The organism is Clostridioides sp. ES-S-0054-01, from assembly GCA_021561035.1.
Taxonomy (GTDB): Bacteria; Bacillota; Clostridia; order Peptostreptococcales; family Peptostreptococcaceae; genus Clostridioides.
Genome location: CP067346.1, coordinates 3,634,215 through 3,652,013, shown reverse-complemented (window position 1 = coordinate 3,652,013; position 17,799 = coordinate 3,634,215). Strand labels below are relative to the sequence as shown.

At 30.8% G+C, this 17,799-nt stretch carries 12 protein-coding genes; 5 read left to right on the top strand and 7 right to left on the bottom strand.

Going from position 1 to position 17,799, the window contains the following annotated elements:
• Positions 1–22: 22 nt before the first annotated feature.
• The 5 genes from JJC02_16610 to JJC02_16590 form a co-directional block, all read right to left on the bottom strand.
• The gene (locus JJC02_16610; GenBank protein UDN56448.1) at positions 23–991 is read right to left on the bottom strand and encodes an SIS domain-containing protein; all 969 of its coding nucleotides are present in this window, start codon (positions 989–991) and stop codon (positions 23–25) included.
• Positions 992–1,081: 90 nt separating this feature from the next.
• Positions 1,082–1,912 carry a PTS system mannose/fructose/sorbose family transporter subunit IID gene (locus tag JJC02_16605; protein UDN54465.1) on the bottom strand — a complete coding sequence of 277 codons (831 nt, stop codon included), beginning with the start codon at positions 1,910–1,912 and terminating at the stop codon, positions 1,082–1,084.
• A 24-nt stretch (positions 1,913–1,936) separates the two neighbouring features.
• Positions 1,937–2,719: a PTS sugar transporter subunit IIC gene (locus JJC02_16600; protein ID UDN54464.1), complete on the bottom strand. Its 783-nt coding sequence runs from the start codon at positions 2,717–2,719 to the stop codon at positions 1,937–1,939.
• Between the two features lie 24 nt (positions 2,720–2,743).
• Positions 2,744–3,214, bottom strand: a complete 471-nt coding sequence (locus JJC02_16595; GenBank protein UDN54463.1) for a PTS sugar transporter subunit IIB — start codon at positions 3,212–3,214, stop codon at positions 2,744–2,746.
• Complete coding sequence (locus JJC02_16590) at positions 3,211–3,630, bottom strand: PTS fructose transporter subunit IIA (GenBank protein UDN54462.1); 420 nt, start codon at positions 3,628–3,630, stop codon at positions 3,211–3,213. The genes JJC02_16595 and JJC02_16590 overlap by 4 nt, the downstream gene beginning before the upstream one ends.
• A gap of 502 nt (positions 3,631–4,132) precedes the next feature.
• Here JJC02_16590 and uvrB point away from each other — a divergent pair.
• The 5 genes from uvrB to JJC02_16565 all read left to right on the top strand — a co-directional run bounded on the left by uvrB (position 4,133) and on the right by JJC02_16565 (position 13,895).
• Positions 4,133–6,103, top strand: a complete 1,971-nt coding sequence (gene uvrB, locus JJC02_16585) for an excinuclease ABC subunit UvrB (GenBank protein ID UDN54461.1) — start codon at positions 4,133–4,135, stop codon at positions 6,101–6,103.
• Positions 6,104–6,121: 18 nt separating this feature from the next.
• On the top strand, positions 6,122–8,947 hold the full coding sequence (gene uvrA, locus JJC02_16580; GenBank protein ID UDN54460.1) for an excinuclease ABC subunit UvrA: 2,826 nt from the start codon (positions 6,122–6,124) through the stop codon (positions 8,945–8,947).
• A 257-nt stretch (positions 8,948–9,204) separates the two neighbouring features.
• Complete coding sequence (gene uvrC, locus JJC02_16575; protein ID UDN54459.1) at positions 9,205–11,022, top strand: excinuclease ABC subunit UvrC; 1,818 nt, start codon at positions 9,205–9,207, stop codon at positions 11,020–11,022.
• Positions 11,022–11,951 (top strand): HPr kinase/phosphorylase, encoded by a 930-nt coding sequence (locus JJC02_16570; GenBank protein ID UDN54458.1) that lies wholly within the window; start codon positions 11,022–11,024, stop codon positions 11,949–11,951. Before uvrC ends, JJC02_16570 begins: the two co-directional genes overlap by 1 nt.
• A 147-nt stretch (positions 11,952–12,098) precedes the next feature.
• On the top strand, positions 12,099–13,895 hold the full coding sequence (locus JJC02_16565) for a mannonate oxidoreductase (protein UDN54457.1): 1,797 nt from the start codon (positions 12,099–12,101) through the stop codon (positions 13,893–13,895).
• 200 nt (positions 13,896–14,095) lie between these two features.
• Here the strand turns inward: JJC02_16565 and JJC02_16560 are convergent, their stop codons facing one another.
• Both JJC02_16560 and JJC02_16555 read right to left on the bottom strand, forming a co-directional pair.
• Positions 14,096–15,877, bottom strand: a complete 1,782-nt coding sequence (locus JJC02_16560; GenBank protein ID UDN54456.1) for an iron hydrogenase small subunit — start codon at positions 15,875–15,877, stop codon at positions 14,096–14,098.
• A 22-nt stretch (positions 15,878–15,899) separates the two neighbouring features.
• Positions 15,900–17,786: an NADH-quinone oxidoreductase subunit NuoF gene (locus JJC02_16555; GenBank protein UDN54455.1), complete on the bottom strand. Its 1,887-nt coding sequence runs from the start codon at positions 17,784–17,786 to the stop codon at positions 15,900–15,902.
• Positions 17,787–17,799 lie beyond the last annotated feature (13 nt).

Genomic DNA, 17,799 nt, shown 5'->3' with positions numbered 1-17,799 from the left:
TAGAGTTTCGTTTAATTCAATATTAGTATTCTAATTTCCACATATATCTTCTCCTAGTTAATGGATGTTGACGTGCTTCTGATAATTCTTCAGCATATACTCTAAACACAGCCGTTAACAACATAGGGTTGAAGTAATCTATTACTGATTTTGAAATTTCAGCTGATAGCCCATAGTCTAATGCATCTACTACAGTTGTTTTTGCATTAAAACGATTTAAAAAAGTTAATGCACGTGAATCTATTGCTCTTGTTCTACCATCATTCATAAATAATATAAATGGCACATCTTTATCCACTATCTCAAATGGTCCATGAAAGAATTCCCCTGAATGAAATGTTCCTGAGTTAACCCATTGCATTTCCATCATTAAACAAATTGATGTAGAGTAAGCAACCTCAAGTGTAGCTCCACTACTCATTACGTATATAACTGGTGCATCTTTATATTCTTCTGCAAATTTTTTAGCATATAATCTAGCTGAAATAGCAGCTTTATCTGCTAAATCATAAATCTTATCAAATCCATCTTTCATTACTTCATAATTATCATATCCTTCAAATTGTTGTAATATCTCCATTGCTAACTCTAAAGCAAATCCCATTTTTTCTATTTTTGCACCATAGCTTTCAGCAAATCTATGATAGATTACATATTCTGCATCCTTAGTCAATGGTGATTCTACTGAATGAGTTAACGTTATAACATGAGCTCCTAATTTTTTTGCTCTCTCATTAGCTTTTACAGTTTCTGGAGTTGTTCCACCTAATGATGCTGATATAACAATTGTTGTTTCATCTACAGCTTCTGGAGTAGCATAGTTAAATTCGTTTGCAGTATAATGGCTTATACGTATTTTTTTTGAATTGCCATCTAAGAAATATTTTGCTGGATATAATTCTGCTTTAGAAGCTCCACATCCTACAAAAACTACACTTTTAATTTCACTTTGCTTTACCTTGATGTCCTCAATAATTTGTTTTGGTGTCATATTAGTAATCATTTTTAAATCCTCCTGTTTTTATAAAACTTATACATATTTATTAAATTTATTTTCAATTCCATTTGGAATCTTTAGCTTTTAAGCAAATATGCCTAGAGCACTAAATAATAATCCGCTAGCTATGCATATTGTAAGCATCCATCCTGTTTTAACTTTTTTCCTTAATAGCCAATACATAAGAAAAGTTATCCCTAATGGAATAATTTGTGGTACAATTCCATCTAAAACATCTTGTAATATAAATTTATTAAAAGTTATTGGAGTAGTAATTCCTATCATACTTGCCATCATTGAGCCAATAACCATCAACCCAACTATCGAACAAACATACATTACTTTCTCCATAAGTCCTTCATTATATAATTTTGATAAATATTTATTTCCCATTAAATAACCAATTTTGCCACCATAGTATGTTACAAAATAAGATGGTATAAAAGATATTAAAATTGCTAATATTGGTCCTGCTATACTTCCTTGCTGAGCAAGATTTATTCCCAGACCAAATGCTAAGATACGAATAGTACCTTGAAAAAATGAATCGCCAACGCCTGATAAAGGTCCCATTAATGAGGTTTTCATTGCATTTATAGATTCTGGATCAATATTTTCTCTATGTTCATAATATTGTTCTTCCATTGCAGCACTCAAACCTAACACAAATGCACTTGTTTGAGGTGTACAATTATAAAATCTCAAATGTCTTTTATATGCATCTTTTTTAAGTTCAGCATCTTTAGGATCTTTATAGATTTCATCAAGAATAGGTGAAATACCATATAAAAATCCCATGTTCATTTGTCTTTCATAATTCCAAGATGCTTGAATACTCCATGAACGCCAAAAGAATTTTCTATACTTCCAAGCATTTTTATCTTTTTCTTTTTTAAAAATTTTTTTGCTTTCCATTTCTATTCCTCCTTCTTTTGAGATTTATAGCGTATCAAAATCATTAATGCTATCTAATTCATCTACTGATTGATTTTCTTTTTTAAACTTAAATTCAGCTAATATGAAGGATAATGTACAAGCAAATATTGCTATACCTGTTACACTTAACCCTGAGTATGCGGTGATAAAGAATCCAATCAATAAGAAAGGTAACATTTTACCTGAAAGCATTGTACTTAGTAATAAAGCAAAACCATAAGCAGGTAATATTTTACTTGCAAGTGTTAAACCGTTTGTTAACCATCCTGGAATATTGTCTACGATACTTTTTACTAAATCTGTTCCAAAATATATAGCTAAAAAAATAGGTAAAAAGTACATAAATGAATATAAAATCGGCCCCCAAATGATATGAACTCTACATGCATTTTTATATTCGCCTTTTTCTATAAAATAATCTGATGTATGAGTCATTTTTGAAAGTATAGTTCTAATTAGTATTGCGAGCATCTGACCAAATACAGCAATTGGAATTGCAATTGTTAATGCTGTTTCAGCATCTGAATTAGAAAGTATGGCAAATGCTGTTGCTATTATTGATCCCATATTCATATCAGGCGGTGCAGCTGCTCCTATATTTACTATACCAAGTGACATTAATTCAAGAGAAGCACCTACCATCAACCCTTTTTCCATATCACCTAGAACTATACCTACTAAAGTACTCACAATAAGAGGTCTCTCAAAATTTAAACGGCCTAATAATCTAGAGTCCAGAATACAAAACACACCTATAAGACCTAGTAATATTGATTGAAATAACATATTTTAACCTCCTTATATATAAATTTAAATTTTAGATGTTAAATCTTCTGATTTAGAAGTTGGTATCTGTTGCATATATAGCTTAATTCCCATTTCTTTAAGCTTTATTGAATCGTTTAATTCTTCTTCATTTAAAAAAATTGCATTACTATATTGAGTTGAGTTTTCCTTCTTAGCAATTCCTCCATAATTTATTTCTTTAATATTGGGATATTCCTCACAAAATTTACGTATTGATTTAGTACTACCAAATACTAACATTATATTTTCATTTAATTGTTCTATCTTTTTCATCTTAAAAAGTGCATCTTTAACTGTAAAAATATTCAACTTTACACCTGAAGGTTTAGATAAGTTTAAAGATATTTTCTTTAATTCATCTGTTGCTGAAAAATCATCAATTATAATTATTCTTGAAATACTCAAGCTCTTTGTCCATGAAAAAACTACTTGTCCATGTAATAGGCGATGGTCAATTCTAACTAATTTAATCATAAATCCTCATCCTTTCCACTGATTGATTCTCTAATTAATTCGTTGCAATAAACGATTGATTGCTGACTATCTTTAATAAATTCTTTTAATAATTCTATAGAAATTTCATTACATATTGCTATAGAGATAACTAATGGTAGATTAATTCCAGAAATTATATGTATCTTTGGATAATCCTTAAGTAAAGACATCATTTCATTATTTACGCTTCCCCCTAAAATATCTGTTAATATAAAAATTTCCTTTGTTTCATAATTTTCTTTGATAACTTTTTCAATTAATACTTTTATATTTTCTTCCTCATCTCTATACGAAGAAAAAGCTTTAACTGATTCTGCATTCCCTATAATCATCTCTAGAGCATTTTTTATTCCTTTTGCCATGCTTCCATGACTTGCTAAAATAATCTGATTCACATTTTTACCTCCCTTCTTATCTATACAATTATTTATAGCAATCTACATGCCAAATTTTTAATTATCTGATGCAATACAGACAAATTCAACGTTTCTAGAAAATGAACTTTATTAAATCAACACTTATTTATTTAATATTAACAGTGTTGAATATAACTGTTGAATTTTTAGGTAAAACCGTGTAACCATAAAACTGATAGGCTAAATAAATTTAAGAATCCTGTGTCAATTTAAAATGAGATGAGAGCAAAGCAGAAGAACTAAATTATTATCTGTGATATTAATAACTGTTAATCACAAAACTTTGCTCTTAACAGAAGGGGATGTCTTAAAATAAACATTTGATTAGAAAAAATGAATTTCGAGATAACTCCTTTTTTTATATTTTAGATTTAAGTAAAATTTAAATGGGTAAAATATTTAAAATAACTTAAACAATTTTATAAAGGTATGATATAATAATACATGTTAGGAACTAATGTTCGAAAAAAGGAGTGATATAATGGATTTTAAAATAAAATCAGACTTCAAACCTACAGGTGACCAACCAGAAGCTATTAAATCAATAGTGGATTCTATAAATAGAAACGAGAAATTTTCAACTTTATTAGGAGTAACGGGTTCAGGAAAAACATTCACAATGGCAAATATCATTCAGCAAGTTAAGAAACCTACCCTAATAATGGCTCATAATAAGACACTAGCGGCACAGCTTTACAGTGAGTTTAAAGAATTTTTCCCAGACAATGCAGTTGAATATTTTGTAAGTTACTATGATTACTATCAACCAGAAGCATATGTAGCTCACAGTGACACTTATATAGAGAAAGATGCAAGTATAAATGACGAAATAGATAAGCTTCGACATTCTGCTACAGCATCTATTTTAGAGAGAAGAGATACTATAATAATATCTTCTGTATCTTGTATATATGGGCTTGGTGACCCAAAAGACTATAAAGAACTTATGTTATCTATAAGACCAGGTATGCAAAGAGACAGAGATGATGTAATAAAAAGGTTAATAGAGATACAATACGAAAGAAATGACATAAATTTTACAAGAGGTACTTTTAGAGTTAGAGGAGATATACTAGAGATATTCCCAGCTAGTAATGATGAAAAAGCAATAAGAATAGAGTTTTTTGGAGATGAAGTAGATAGGATAACGGAGATTGATTATGTAACAGGAAAGATTGTTGGTACTAGAAATCATGTTGTTATATTCCCAGCATCTCACTATGTAACAACTCCAGAAAGAATTGAAAAGGCGATTGTAGAAATAGAAGATGAACTTCAAGAACAAATTAAATTTTTCAAGGAGAATGATAGACTCTTAGAAGCACAAAGAATTGAGCAAAGAACTAAGTACGATATAGAGATGCTAAAGGAAATAGGGTTTTGTCAAGGAATAGAGAACTATTCAAGACATATTACAGGAAGGTCAGAAGGAGAGAGACCATATACCTTAATGGACTTCTTTCCAGATGATTATTTAATAATTGTAGACGAGGCACACGTTACTATACCACAAGTAAGAGGTATGTATGCAGGAGATAGGTCTAGAAAGACATCACTTATAGAGAATGGTTTTAGATTACCTTCTGCACTTGACAATAGACCATTAAATTTTCAAGAATTTGAAGGAAATATAAATCAGATGTTGTTTGTAAGTGCCACACCAGGACCTTATGAAATCCAACATTCAGAGACTATAGCAGAACAGATAATAAGACCAACTGGGCTTTTAGATCCAATTGTAGAAGTAAGACCTATCAATAATCAAATAGATGATTTAGTAGGAGAAATAACTAAAACTATAGAAAAAAATGAAAGAGTACTTATAACCACTTTAACTAAAAAAATGAGTGAGGACTTGACTAATTATCTTAAAGAGATAGGAATAAAAGTTAAATATTTGCATTCAGATATAGTTACACTAGAAAGAACAGAAATAATAAGAGATTTAAGACTAGGAAAATTTGATGTACTTGTAGGAATAAATTTACTTAGAGAAGGGTTGGATATACCAGAAGTTTCACTGATAGCAATTTTAGATGCGGATAAAGAAGGTTTCTTACGTTCCGAAACAGCGTTAATACAGACTATTGGACGTGCTGCTAGAAATGAAAATGGAAGAGTAATCATGTATGCAGACAGAATAACTGACTCAATGCAAAATGCTATTGATGAAACAAAGAGAAGAAGAGATATACAAAATTTATATAATGAAGAGCATAATATCACTCCTAAGACTATACAGAAAAATATAAGAGATAGTATAGAAGCTACTAAGGTGGCAGAGGAAGAAGTTGTATATGGAATATCTGACACAGATGATAAAGATGAAATAAGAGATAATATAGAAAAATTAAAATCAGAAATGATGGAGGCTGCTCAAAATTTACAATTTGAGAGAGCAGCAGAACTTAGAGATAAAATAAAACAATTAGAAGAAAAATTGGAAAAATAGAAAGGTAAAAACAACGTTATGGAAGATAAAATTATAATAAGAGGAGCAAAAGAGCATAATTTAAAAAATATAGATTTAGAACTACCAAGAGATAAATTTATTGTTTTTACAGGGTTATCAGGTTCTGGGAAGTCTTCTTTGGCATTCGATACAATATATGCAGAAGGTCAAAGAAGATATGTAGAGAGTTTATCTGCTTATGCTAGACAATTTTTAGGTCAAATGGAGAAGCCAAATGTAGAATATATTGAAGGTTTATCACCAGCTATCTCAATTGACCAGAAGACTACATCAAAAAATCCACGTTCTACTGTTGGAACAGTAACAGAAATATATGACTATCTAAGACTATTATTTGCAAGAGTAGGAGATGTGTATTGTCCTACATGTGGTGAAAAAATAAGTCAAATGACTATTCAAGAAATAGTTGATAAGATGCTAGACTTTCCAGATAGAACGAAGTTACAAATACTTTCACCAATTGTTAGAGGGCAAAAAGGTACACATAAAAAAGTCTTAGATAGTATCAAAAAAGAAGGATTTGTAAGAGTTAGGGTTGATGGTGAAAACTATGAAGTCAGTGATGATATAGCTCTAAATAAAAACCAAAAACATAATATAGAGGTTGTAGTAGACAGGATAGTAATTAAAGATGGAATTGAATCTAGATTAGCAGACTCAATTGAGACTGCAGTTAAGCTATCTGATGGTCTTGTAATAGCCCAAATAATAGATGGAGAGGAAATTCTTTTTTCAACTAAATTTGCATGCCCAGAACATGGAATAGGTATAGAAGAATTATCTCCAAGAATGTTTTCATTTAATGCTCCTTTTGGTGCTTGTGATGTTTGTAATGGTCTTGGGGAAAGTAAGGAAGTTGACCCAGAATTGGTTGTACCAAATAAAGATTTATCAATAAAACAAGGTGCAGTGGCTGCATGGGGGTCAACAGGTGTTAATGATGATACTTATTATAGTAAAATGATAAAAAGCTTAGCAGAACACTTTAATGTATCTTTGACAACTCCATTTAAAGATTTACCAGAGGATTTTGTTGAGGAATTACTTTATGGTAAAGACAATATAATTGTAGAGTTTACTTATGAATCAAAATTTGGAGGAACTAGAAATTATAAGTCATATTTTGAAGGAGTAATAGTAAACTTAGAGAGAAGATATAGAGAAACCAACTCAGAGTACATGAGAGATAAGATTGAAGAATATATGGCAGAAAGACCATGTCCAAAATGTAAAGGGTTAAGACTTAAAAAAGAAGTTTTATCTGTTTTGGTTGATGGAAAAAACATAATGGAAGTTACAAACTTATCTGTAAATGAATTGATTAACTTTATGGAAAATATAAATCTTACAGAAAAACAAAGATTTATAGCTCATGAGATTATAAAAGAGATAAAAGGAAGAGCTATGTTTTTAAGAGACGTAGGTCTTGATTATTTAAATTTATCAAGAAAAGCTGGAACTTTATCAGGAGGAGAAGCACAACGTATAAGATTAGCAACTCAAATAGGTTCTGCATTAGTTGGAGTTTTATATGTACTTGATGAGCCAAGTATAGGTCTTCATCAAAGAGATAATGATAGGCTTATAGCTACTCTTAGACATCTAACCGATTTGGGAAATACTTTAATCGTTGTAGAGCATGATGAAGATACAATGAGAGAAGCTGACTATGTTTTAGATATTGGTCCAGGTGCAGGCATACATGGCGGTGAGATAGTTGCGCAGGGTACTTTGGATGAAATAATTGAAAATGAAAACTCAATAACAGGTCAGTATCTAAGTGGTAGAAAACAAATATTGCTTCCAGAGACTACTAGGGAAGGAAATGGAAATTTTATAGAAGTAGTTAAAGCATCAGAAAATAATTTAAAAAATATAGATGTAAAATTCCCATTAGGTAAATTTACATGTATAACAGGTGTTTCAGGTTCTGGAAAAAGTACATTGATAAACGACATACTTTATAAAGGTGTTGCAAGTAAAGTAAATAGGTTTAAACAAAGAGCAGGTAAGCATAAGGAAATAAAAGGAATCGAAAATATAGATAAGGTTATAAATATAGACCAAAGCCCAATTGGAAGAACACCTCGTTCAAATCCTGCCACTTATACAGGCGTATTTGACTTTATAAGAGATATTTTTGCAGCTACTAATGAAGCTAAAGCAAGAGGTTATAAAAAAGGAAGATTTAGTTTCAATGTAAAAGGTGGTAGATGCGAAGCTTGTAAGGGTGATGGAATAATAAAAATAGAAATGCACTTCTTACCAGATGTATATGTTCCTTGTGAAATTTGTAAAGGTGAAAGATATAATAGAGAAACATTGCAAGTAAAATACAAAGATAAAACTATATCTGATATACTGGATATGAATGTGGAAGAAGCTGTTGAGTTTTTTGAAAATATACCGAATATAAAAAGAAAACTAGAGACTTTAATGGATGTAGGACTTTCGTATATCAAATTAGGACAGCCTTCAACTCAATTATCAGGAGGGGAAGCACAACGTATAAAATTAGCTGCTGAACTTAGTAAAAGACCAACAGGAAAGACTTTATATATATTAGATGAACCTACTACTGGACTTCATATGGCAGATGTAGATAAGCTAATCCAAGTATTACAAAGATTAGCAGATACAGGAAATACAATTATAGTTATAGAGCATAATCTAGATGTTATAAAGACTTGTGATTATGTAATAGACTTAGGACCGGAAGGTGGAGATAAAGGTGGAACTATAGTTGCAACTGGAACTCCAAAAGAAGTATCTAGAGTTGAGGGTTCTTATACAGGTCAATTCCTAAAGAAATATTTTTCTTAAATTATATAAATTGTGAAAAATTTTAGAGATATATAAGCTAAGTTGCTCTGTTATAAGTAAATTAGTCAAATACAAGTTGTAAATAGTAATCCAAAGTAAAGTCCATATTACTCTTCATGGTTAAAATTGTTTTTAAATCAATTATAGAAGGGAATATGGGCTTTAACTTGTCTAAAGTGCTGGAAATTGTATAACTTTTTAAATTTCATATTTTAGGGTATAATTTTAGTATAAAATTTAATGTTTTGGAGGGCGAGATGTTTGATATACAAGAGCATTTAAAAAAATTACCTTCTGAGCCCGGAGTATATTTAATGAAAGACAAATACGACCATATAATATATGTGGGAAAAGCCATATCTCTAAAAAATAGGGTAAGGCAGTATTTTCAATCTTCAAAAAACCATACATCTAAAGTAAAATCTATGGTTAAGAATATATATAAATTTGAGTATATTATAACGGATTCAGAATTAGAGGCATTAATACTTGAATGTAATTTAATAAAAAGATACAGACCAAAGTATAATGTAGTGCTTAGAGATGATAAAACTTATCCATATATAAAAGTAACTACGAATGAAGATTATCCAAGAATCTTAAAAGTTAGAAGAGTTCTTAAAGATAAGGCAAAGTATTTTGGTCCATATACCAATATAACTGCTGTGAATGATACTTTGGAACTTATAAGTAGTACGTATCCAATAAGAAGCTGTAAAATAGATATAGATAAAGCAATAAAGAATAAGACAAGACCTTGTTTAAATCTACACATAAATAAATGTTTAGGACCTTGTACAGGAAATGTTTCTAAAGAAGAGTATGGAAAAATGATAGAAGAGATTATAATGTGTCTATCTGGTAAAGAAGAAAAATTGATGGAGCTTTTAAAGGAAAAAATGAATGAGAGTTCTATGAACTTTAGGTTTGAAGAGGCTGCTGTATATAGAGATAAGATAAAGAGCCTTGAAGAGATGATACAGAAACAAAAAATAGATGCTAATGTAAGTGACTTGAACCAAGACATAGTTGCAATGGCAAGAGCCCATAATGAAGCCTGTGTACAAGTCTTTTTTATAAGAAATGGTAAGATTGTAGGTAGAGAACATTTTATATTAGAAGGGGTAATGGATAGTCCAAGAGCTTCTATATTAGGTTCATTTGTAAAACAATTTTACAATGAGCAAGAATATATACCTAAAGAATTAATTATAGAAGATGAGATAGAAGATAGTTCTATATTAGAGGAATGGTTGTCATCCAAAAAGGGTCAAAAAGTAACGATAAGAGTTCCACAAAAAGGAGAAAAGAAAAGCTTAGTTGAAATGGTCAGAAAAAATGCTGTAGAGTATCTTGAAAAGTTTTCTGATATGAACAAAAGAAAATACGAAAAAAGCATTGGTGCATTAGAAGAATTAAAAAAATTATTAAATTTGGAAAAGTTGCCAATAAGAATAGAGGCTTTTGATATATCAAATATACAAGGTGTAGATTCAATTGGTTCTATGGTAGTATATACAAATGCTAAGAAGGACAAAAAAGAATATAGGAGATATAAAATAAAAACAGTTATTGGACCTAATGATTATGATTCTATGGCTGAAATTGTAGATAGAAGATTGAAGCATGGGAATTTACCTGATTTGATATTATTAGATGGTGGAAAGGGACAGGTTAGTGCAGTAAAAAAAGCATTAGAACTTAATGATATAGATATACCTCTTTGGGGAATGTATAAAGACGATAAACATAGAACTAAAGGATTGATATGTAAAGAAAAAGAAATAGAACTAGATAAAACAACTAATTTATATAGATTTATTGCTAGTATACAAGAAGAAGTTCATAATTATGCAATAACATATCATAGAAGTTTAAGAAATAAAGCTTTGACAAAATCTATCTTAGATGATATACAGGGAATAGGTGAAAAAAGAAAGAAATCATTACTAAATCACTTTAAAGACGTAGATGTTATAAAAAAAGCTACTATGGAAGAACTTTTAGAAGTAGATGGAATGAATAAAAGCACTGCAGAGAATGTTTATAATTTTTTTAGAAAGGAAGAAAATTAATGGAAACTAGCAATAAGGTGTCAATAAGAGATATAATAAAAGAGTTGAAGTTAAAAGTAGTATACATGCCCGATGATGTAGATTATTATGTTTACTCACAAGATATAAATAGACCAGGATTACAGTTTGCAGGATATTTTGATTATTTTGCGTATGAAAGGATACAAATAGTTGGAAAGACAGAATATAATTTTTTTGGATTAATGGATAATCATATTCGAGAAGAAGTACTAGATAGATTTTTCTCATATGAAATACCAGCTCTAATAATTTCTAGAGATTTGGAAATTAAGCCCGATGTAATTGAAAAAGCTAAAAAATATAAAAGAATACTTTTGAGTACAAACAGAAATACCACTAGACTTATAAATAGACTGTCAAATTATTTGGATAATAAGTTAGCACCACATACAACAATTCACGGGGTGCTAGTAGATATTTATGGTATAGGTGTACTGATAAAAGGTGAAAGTAGTATAGGAAAATCAGAAACAGCGTTAGAATTGATTCAAAGAGGCAATAGATTAGTTGCAGATGATGCTGTAGAAATAAGAAAACTAGACGAAAGTATGCTTATGGGGCAGTCACCTGAATTGATAAGACATTTTCTTGAGATAAGAGGAATAGGAATAATAGATGTTAGAAGTCTGTATGGAGTAGGGGCAATTAAAAATTCTAAAATGATAGATTTAGTAGTCCATCTAGAAGCTTGGGATGAAACTAAGTACTATGACAGACTTGGGCTTGATAAAGAATATGAGGAAATACTTGGTGTTAATGTAGAGAAATTGGTTGTACCTGTTAAACCTGGAAGAAATACTGCTATGATATTAGAAGTAGCAGCAATGAATTTTAGACAAAGAGGAATGGGGTATGATGCAGCTCAAGAGTTTACTAAAAAATTATCAAAATTAATTGATACTAAGTAGCACAGAATAATATTAAAATTAAATTGTATATAATATTTATTAATAATATATCATCATATAAGGACAATTTAAAATAATAGATTAAAATTATACTAGATTAATTTTATATTTGAATTTTATTATATAATAAGAAAGTTGGAATTTTTTATGGGAATAGATTATTTTAGTAAACTTTTAGAAAGTACTACTGAAAAAGAATTGCTATTAAGTAAAAAATCAAATAATATAAGCACAGCAAGATTAATCTCTTTTTTGATAGTGATAGCAGGGTTTGCTATTGGATTTTATAATAAAAATATAGTGGGTATTTTTGTTGGAGTTATAGCAATTATATTATTTATATCACTCTTAGTTATTCATAATAAAGTAAAAGAAGAAGAAATGTATTTTAAAAGTAAGAGTGAAATAATAGACAAGTATATCAAACGATTTGGAGATGGATGGAAAGAGTTTAAACTAGATGGCAAAAAATATTTAAAAGATGATAATTCACAAGCAAAAGACTTGGATTTATTTGGAAGAGCTTCATTGTATCAATATATCTGTGTGGCTAATACATCTTATGGTAAGAAGTCTTTGGCTAAGTCATTGTGGAATGAAAATCCAGACGAAAAGATAATATCAGAGAGACAAATGGCGATAAAAGAACTTTTATCAAAAGATGAGTTTTCTATTCATATTCAAACACTGAGTAATATAATTGGTAAGGAGCAAAAAAATAACTCTGATGGGAGTATAGAAACATTTATAGAGTATGGAGAAAATAAAAATGTATATATACCCAAATGGATGCATATTTTTACTTGGGGTTTACCTACTGCTACAATCTTATCTTTTATATTCTTTGCGTTAGGTTTTTTACCTATTTTACCTGTTTTTTTACTTTTTATAATCCAGTTGGGATTTAGTGGTTTTGGACATCCAAGACTTATGCAAACTCTTTCTCCATTATTTTCATTTAGTAGAAGTATACAAGTATATGAGAAAATGTTTGAGGTTTTAGAAAAAGAGACGTTTGAGAGTGCTTATCTAAAAGAATTGCAAGAGAAGCTTTCTAAGGGAAGTGGAGTTTCAAAAGGTGTTAAACAATTGAATTCAATAGGAAATGCTGTAAATCTAAGATATAATCAGATAATATATATAATTGCTTGTGGTGCTTTAATGTGGAACTATCATTGTGCAGAAGCTCTGGAACGATGGAAAGGTATATATGGAAATCAAATTAGAGGCTGGCTTGAATCTATTGGGGAATTTGAAGCTCTAATAAGTTTAACAGTTATTGCCAATGTAAAGGAGAATACATGTTTTCCAGTAATAAAATATGAAGATACTCCAAGATTGAAAGTGGAAGAAGTGTACCATCCACTAATCGCAGAAAAAAGTGTCATAGCAAATTCAATACAGTTAAATTCTCAGACATGCATTATTACAGGGTCAAATATGTCTGGAAAGACAACATTTTTAAGAAGCATAGGTGTAAACTTGGTATTGGCGTATGCAGGTGCTCCAGTATGTGCTAAGAGTTTTGATGCGACTTGCATGGCTATATTCACATCTATGAGAATACAAGATGATGTAAGTAAAGGAATATCAACTTTTTATGCTGAGATTCTTAGAATAAAATCAATGATTCAATATAGTTTAAAAGAGTTGCCAATGTTGGTTCTAGTAGATGAAATTTTTAGGGGTACTAACTCTGCCGATAGAATTGTTGGAGCAAGTGAGGCAGTGAAGAAATTATCAAGACCATGGATTATAAGTATGGTGACAACACATGACTTTGAGTTATGTGACCTTTCAGGTAGTGGAGATATTGAAGTTGTGAACTATCATTTCTCAGAGTACTATGTAGATGATAAAATTCATTTTGACTATAGGATAAAGAATGGAAGATGTAAAACTACAAATGCAAAGCAACTTATGAGAATGGCAGGGATTATTTAATTAATAGATAAGCTTATTTAGAAATATAATTTAATTGATTAAACTAATAAGGGGCTGTCTCAAAATAGAGAAGCCTCTTTTTCATTGTTGAAATTATGAAAATATATTTGATTTCATAAAAAAGAGTGCCTCATAAACTAAAAAGTTCATTTTGAGACACCCCATTTTATTTGAGAATAAATTTTTTAATTTGTTAGAGGTTATTTAGCTTCTTCACAAGCACATTCTTGTGGACATTCTCCATAAATACAACTCTTATCAAAGTAATGAGTATGAAGGTATTTATGAGCTACGTCGCTATTTGGTTCTCCAAAGAAATCTTTATAAATAGCTTGTAAATCAGGATTCTCATGAGATTTACGGATAGCTTTATTTCTATCTATTTCATATAACGCATTTGCACGTCTATCAACTATTTCAGTATTACCATGGTGATAAGGTTGACCAGCACCTCCAACACATCCACCAGGACATGCCATAACTTCTATGATATGGTATTTACATTCTCCACTTCTAACCTTATCCATAATCTTTCTAGCATTTTTAAGTGTATTTACAATACATACATTAACTGTAGTTCCATCAACATCTATACTTGCTTCTCTAATTCCTTTAAGACCTCTAACATTAGTGAAGTTTACGTTATCTAAAGTCTTATTAGTTATCTTCTCATATGAAGTACGTAGGGCAGCTTCTAAAACTCCACCACTTGCTCCAAATATAGATGCAGCACCTGTAGATTTTCCTAAAGGATTATCAAAATCTTGGTCTTGAAGATTAGGTAAATCGATAGCAGCTTCTTTTATCATCTTAGCTAACTCTCTAGTAGTTATAGAAAGGTCAACGTCTAGTATTCCAGATTCACTTAATTCTTCTCTTGAAGCTTCATATTTTTTAGCTACACAAGGCATTACGGACACAACATAAAGTTCTTCAGGCTTGATTCCTAATATTTTAGGTGCATAGTAGTTTTTAGCTATAGAGCCGAACATACCTTGAGGAGACTTACAGCTAGATGCTAAGTTTAATTTATCTGGATAATTATGCTCTAAGAAGTTTACCCATGCAGGACAACAACTTGTTAGTATAGGAAGATTTTCACCTTGTTGGATTCTTTCTATAAATTCAGTAGCTTCTTCCATTATAGTAAAGTCTGCACCAAAGTTTGTATCAAATACATGTTCAAATCCAAGTGCCTTTAAAGCAGCTACCATTTTTCCTGTAGAGATTGAACCTGGTTCTAAACCAAACTCTTCTCCAATAGCAACTCTTACAGCAGGGGCAACTTGTACCACTATAGTTTTTTCTTTTTTATTTAAAACATCCCAAAGTTTAGGTACATTATCTACTTCTGTTAATGCCCCAGTTGGACAGACAGATATACATTGACCACAGAATGTACACTCTGTTTCAACCATATCAGAGTTAAAGAATGTACTAACTAAAGTATTAAATCCACGATTAACTCCAGATAATGCTCCTACTGTTTGTATATCATTACATACAGTTTCACATCTTCTACATAATATACACTTAGAATGGTCTTTAACTAAAGATTTAGTAGAAGTGTCTTTACCTGCAAAAGATTTAGAACCTTGATATCTTATTTTTCTTACTCCCAAATCAGCAGCTATAGTCTGTAATTCACAATCTCCATTTTTTTCACATACAAAACAATCTTGTGGATGGTCTGATAACAGTAATTCAACAATAGTTCTACGAGCATTTAATGCTTTTGCACTATTAGTCTGAACCTTCATACCTTCCTTTATAACTGTTCCACAAGCTGGAACTAAGCCTCTCTCTGTCTCAACCATACAAACACGACAAGAAGCACAAGTGTCAAGCTTATCTATCTCATTCATATGTAAATGACAAAGGTTGTGTATTTTTATATTTATTAATTTCGCAGCATCTAAGATAGAAGTTCCACTAGGTGCTGAAACGTGTTTGCCATTAATAGTTAAATTAACTAAACTCATTGTTATTCCTCCTCCAAATAAGTTATTTCTTGATTATAGCGTTAAATGTACAATTATCTATACAAGCACCACATTTTAGACACTTAGAAGTATCTATTGTATGTTGTTCCTTAACAGAACCTGTTATACAACCAGCAGGACACACTCTAGAACATTTTGTACAACCCTTACAGTCATCTGTTATAAAGTAAGAAAGTAAGTTCTGACATTTACCAGCAGGACATTTCTTATCTACAACATGAGCTATATACTCATCTTTGAAATATTGAAGAGTACTTAAAACAGGGTTTGGAGCAGCTTTACCAAGACCACATAATGAAGCAGTTTGTATAGTTTCAGCAAGGTTTTCTAGGTCATCTAAATCTTGTAGAGTACCATTACCTTCTGTAATTTTAGTTAATATTTCTAATAATCTTGTAGTACCTATACGACAAGGTGTACATTTACCACAAGATTCTTCAACAGTAAACTCAAGGAAGAACTTGGCTATATCTACCATACAGTCAGATTCATCAAGAACAAGCATACCACCAGAGCCCATCATTGAACCGATAGAACTTAATGAACCAAAGTCTATAGGAGTGTCTAAATGTTCAGTTGGTATACATCCACCAGATGGACCACCTGTTTGAACAGCCTTGAATTTCTTATCTTCAGGGATTCCTCCACCAATTTCAAATACAATATCTCTTAAAGTAGTACCCATTGGAACTTCAACAAGTCCTACATTCTCTACTTTTCCACCAAGAGCAAAGACTTTAGTACCACTAGAATCTTCAGTACCTAAGTTAGCAAACCAATCTCCACCCTTAAGTATAATAGCAGGTATATTAGCAAAAGTCTCAACGTTATTTAAGCAAGTAGGAGATTTCCATAAACCACTCTTAGAAGAACTATAAGTCTTCATTCTAGGCTCACCACGTCTACCTTCAATTGAATGCATTAGTGCTGTACCTTCACCACAAACAAAAGCACCTGCACCATATTTTAATTCTAATTTAAAGTTAAATCCAGTACCTAAGATATTTTCACCAAGTAAACCGTATTTTTCAGCTTGAGCTATAGCTACTTTTAATCTTTCTATAGATTTTGGATATTCTGCTCTTATGTATATATATCCTGTATCAGAACCTATAGCATATCCACATATTGCCATAGCTTCTAGCACACTATGTGGGTCACCTTCAAGTACAGATCTATCCATAAATGCACCTGGGTCACCCTCATCAGCATTACATACAACAAACTTTTTATCTGTTGGACCAGCTGGATTTTTTGAAGCAGCTTCCCATTTAGAACCTGTAGGGAAACCAGCGCCACCTCTACCACGAAGACCAGAAGTTTTTACCTCTGCAATAACTTCTTGAGGAGTAAGAGAAGTTAAACATTTGCCTAGAGCCAAATAACCATCATTGGCAATATATTCTTCTATACTATCTGGGTCTATAAGCCCGCAATTTTTTAAAGCTATACGTAACTGTTTTTTATAGAAGGACATTTCTTCTTGTTCTTCTACTTTTTTATTTGAAGATTCTTCTTCATATAATAATTCCTCAACAACTGTATTTCTAATTAAGTGGCTTTGAACTATCTTTTCAGCATCAGATGGATCAACCTTTACGTAGAAAACGTTATCAGGATAAACTTTTACGATAGGACCTTGAGCACAGAAACCAAAACAACCTGTCAAACGAACACTAACCTTGTCTTGGATTCCTGATTTTTTTATTTCATTTTCTAATTCACTAACTATTTCCAGACTGTTTGAAGATGTACATCCAGTATCACAACAAACAAGTAATTCTCTTCTTAATACATTTTCCTTAGAATAATTTTTTCTTAAGCTAAGATTAGGTTTCAGCTCATCAGCTAAAACTTTTAATTCATCAAATGAATTTACTTTACGCATTATTTATTCACCC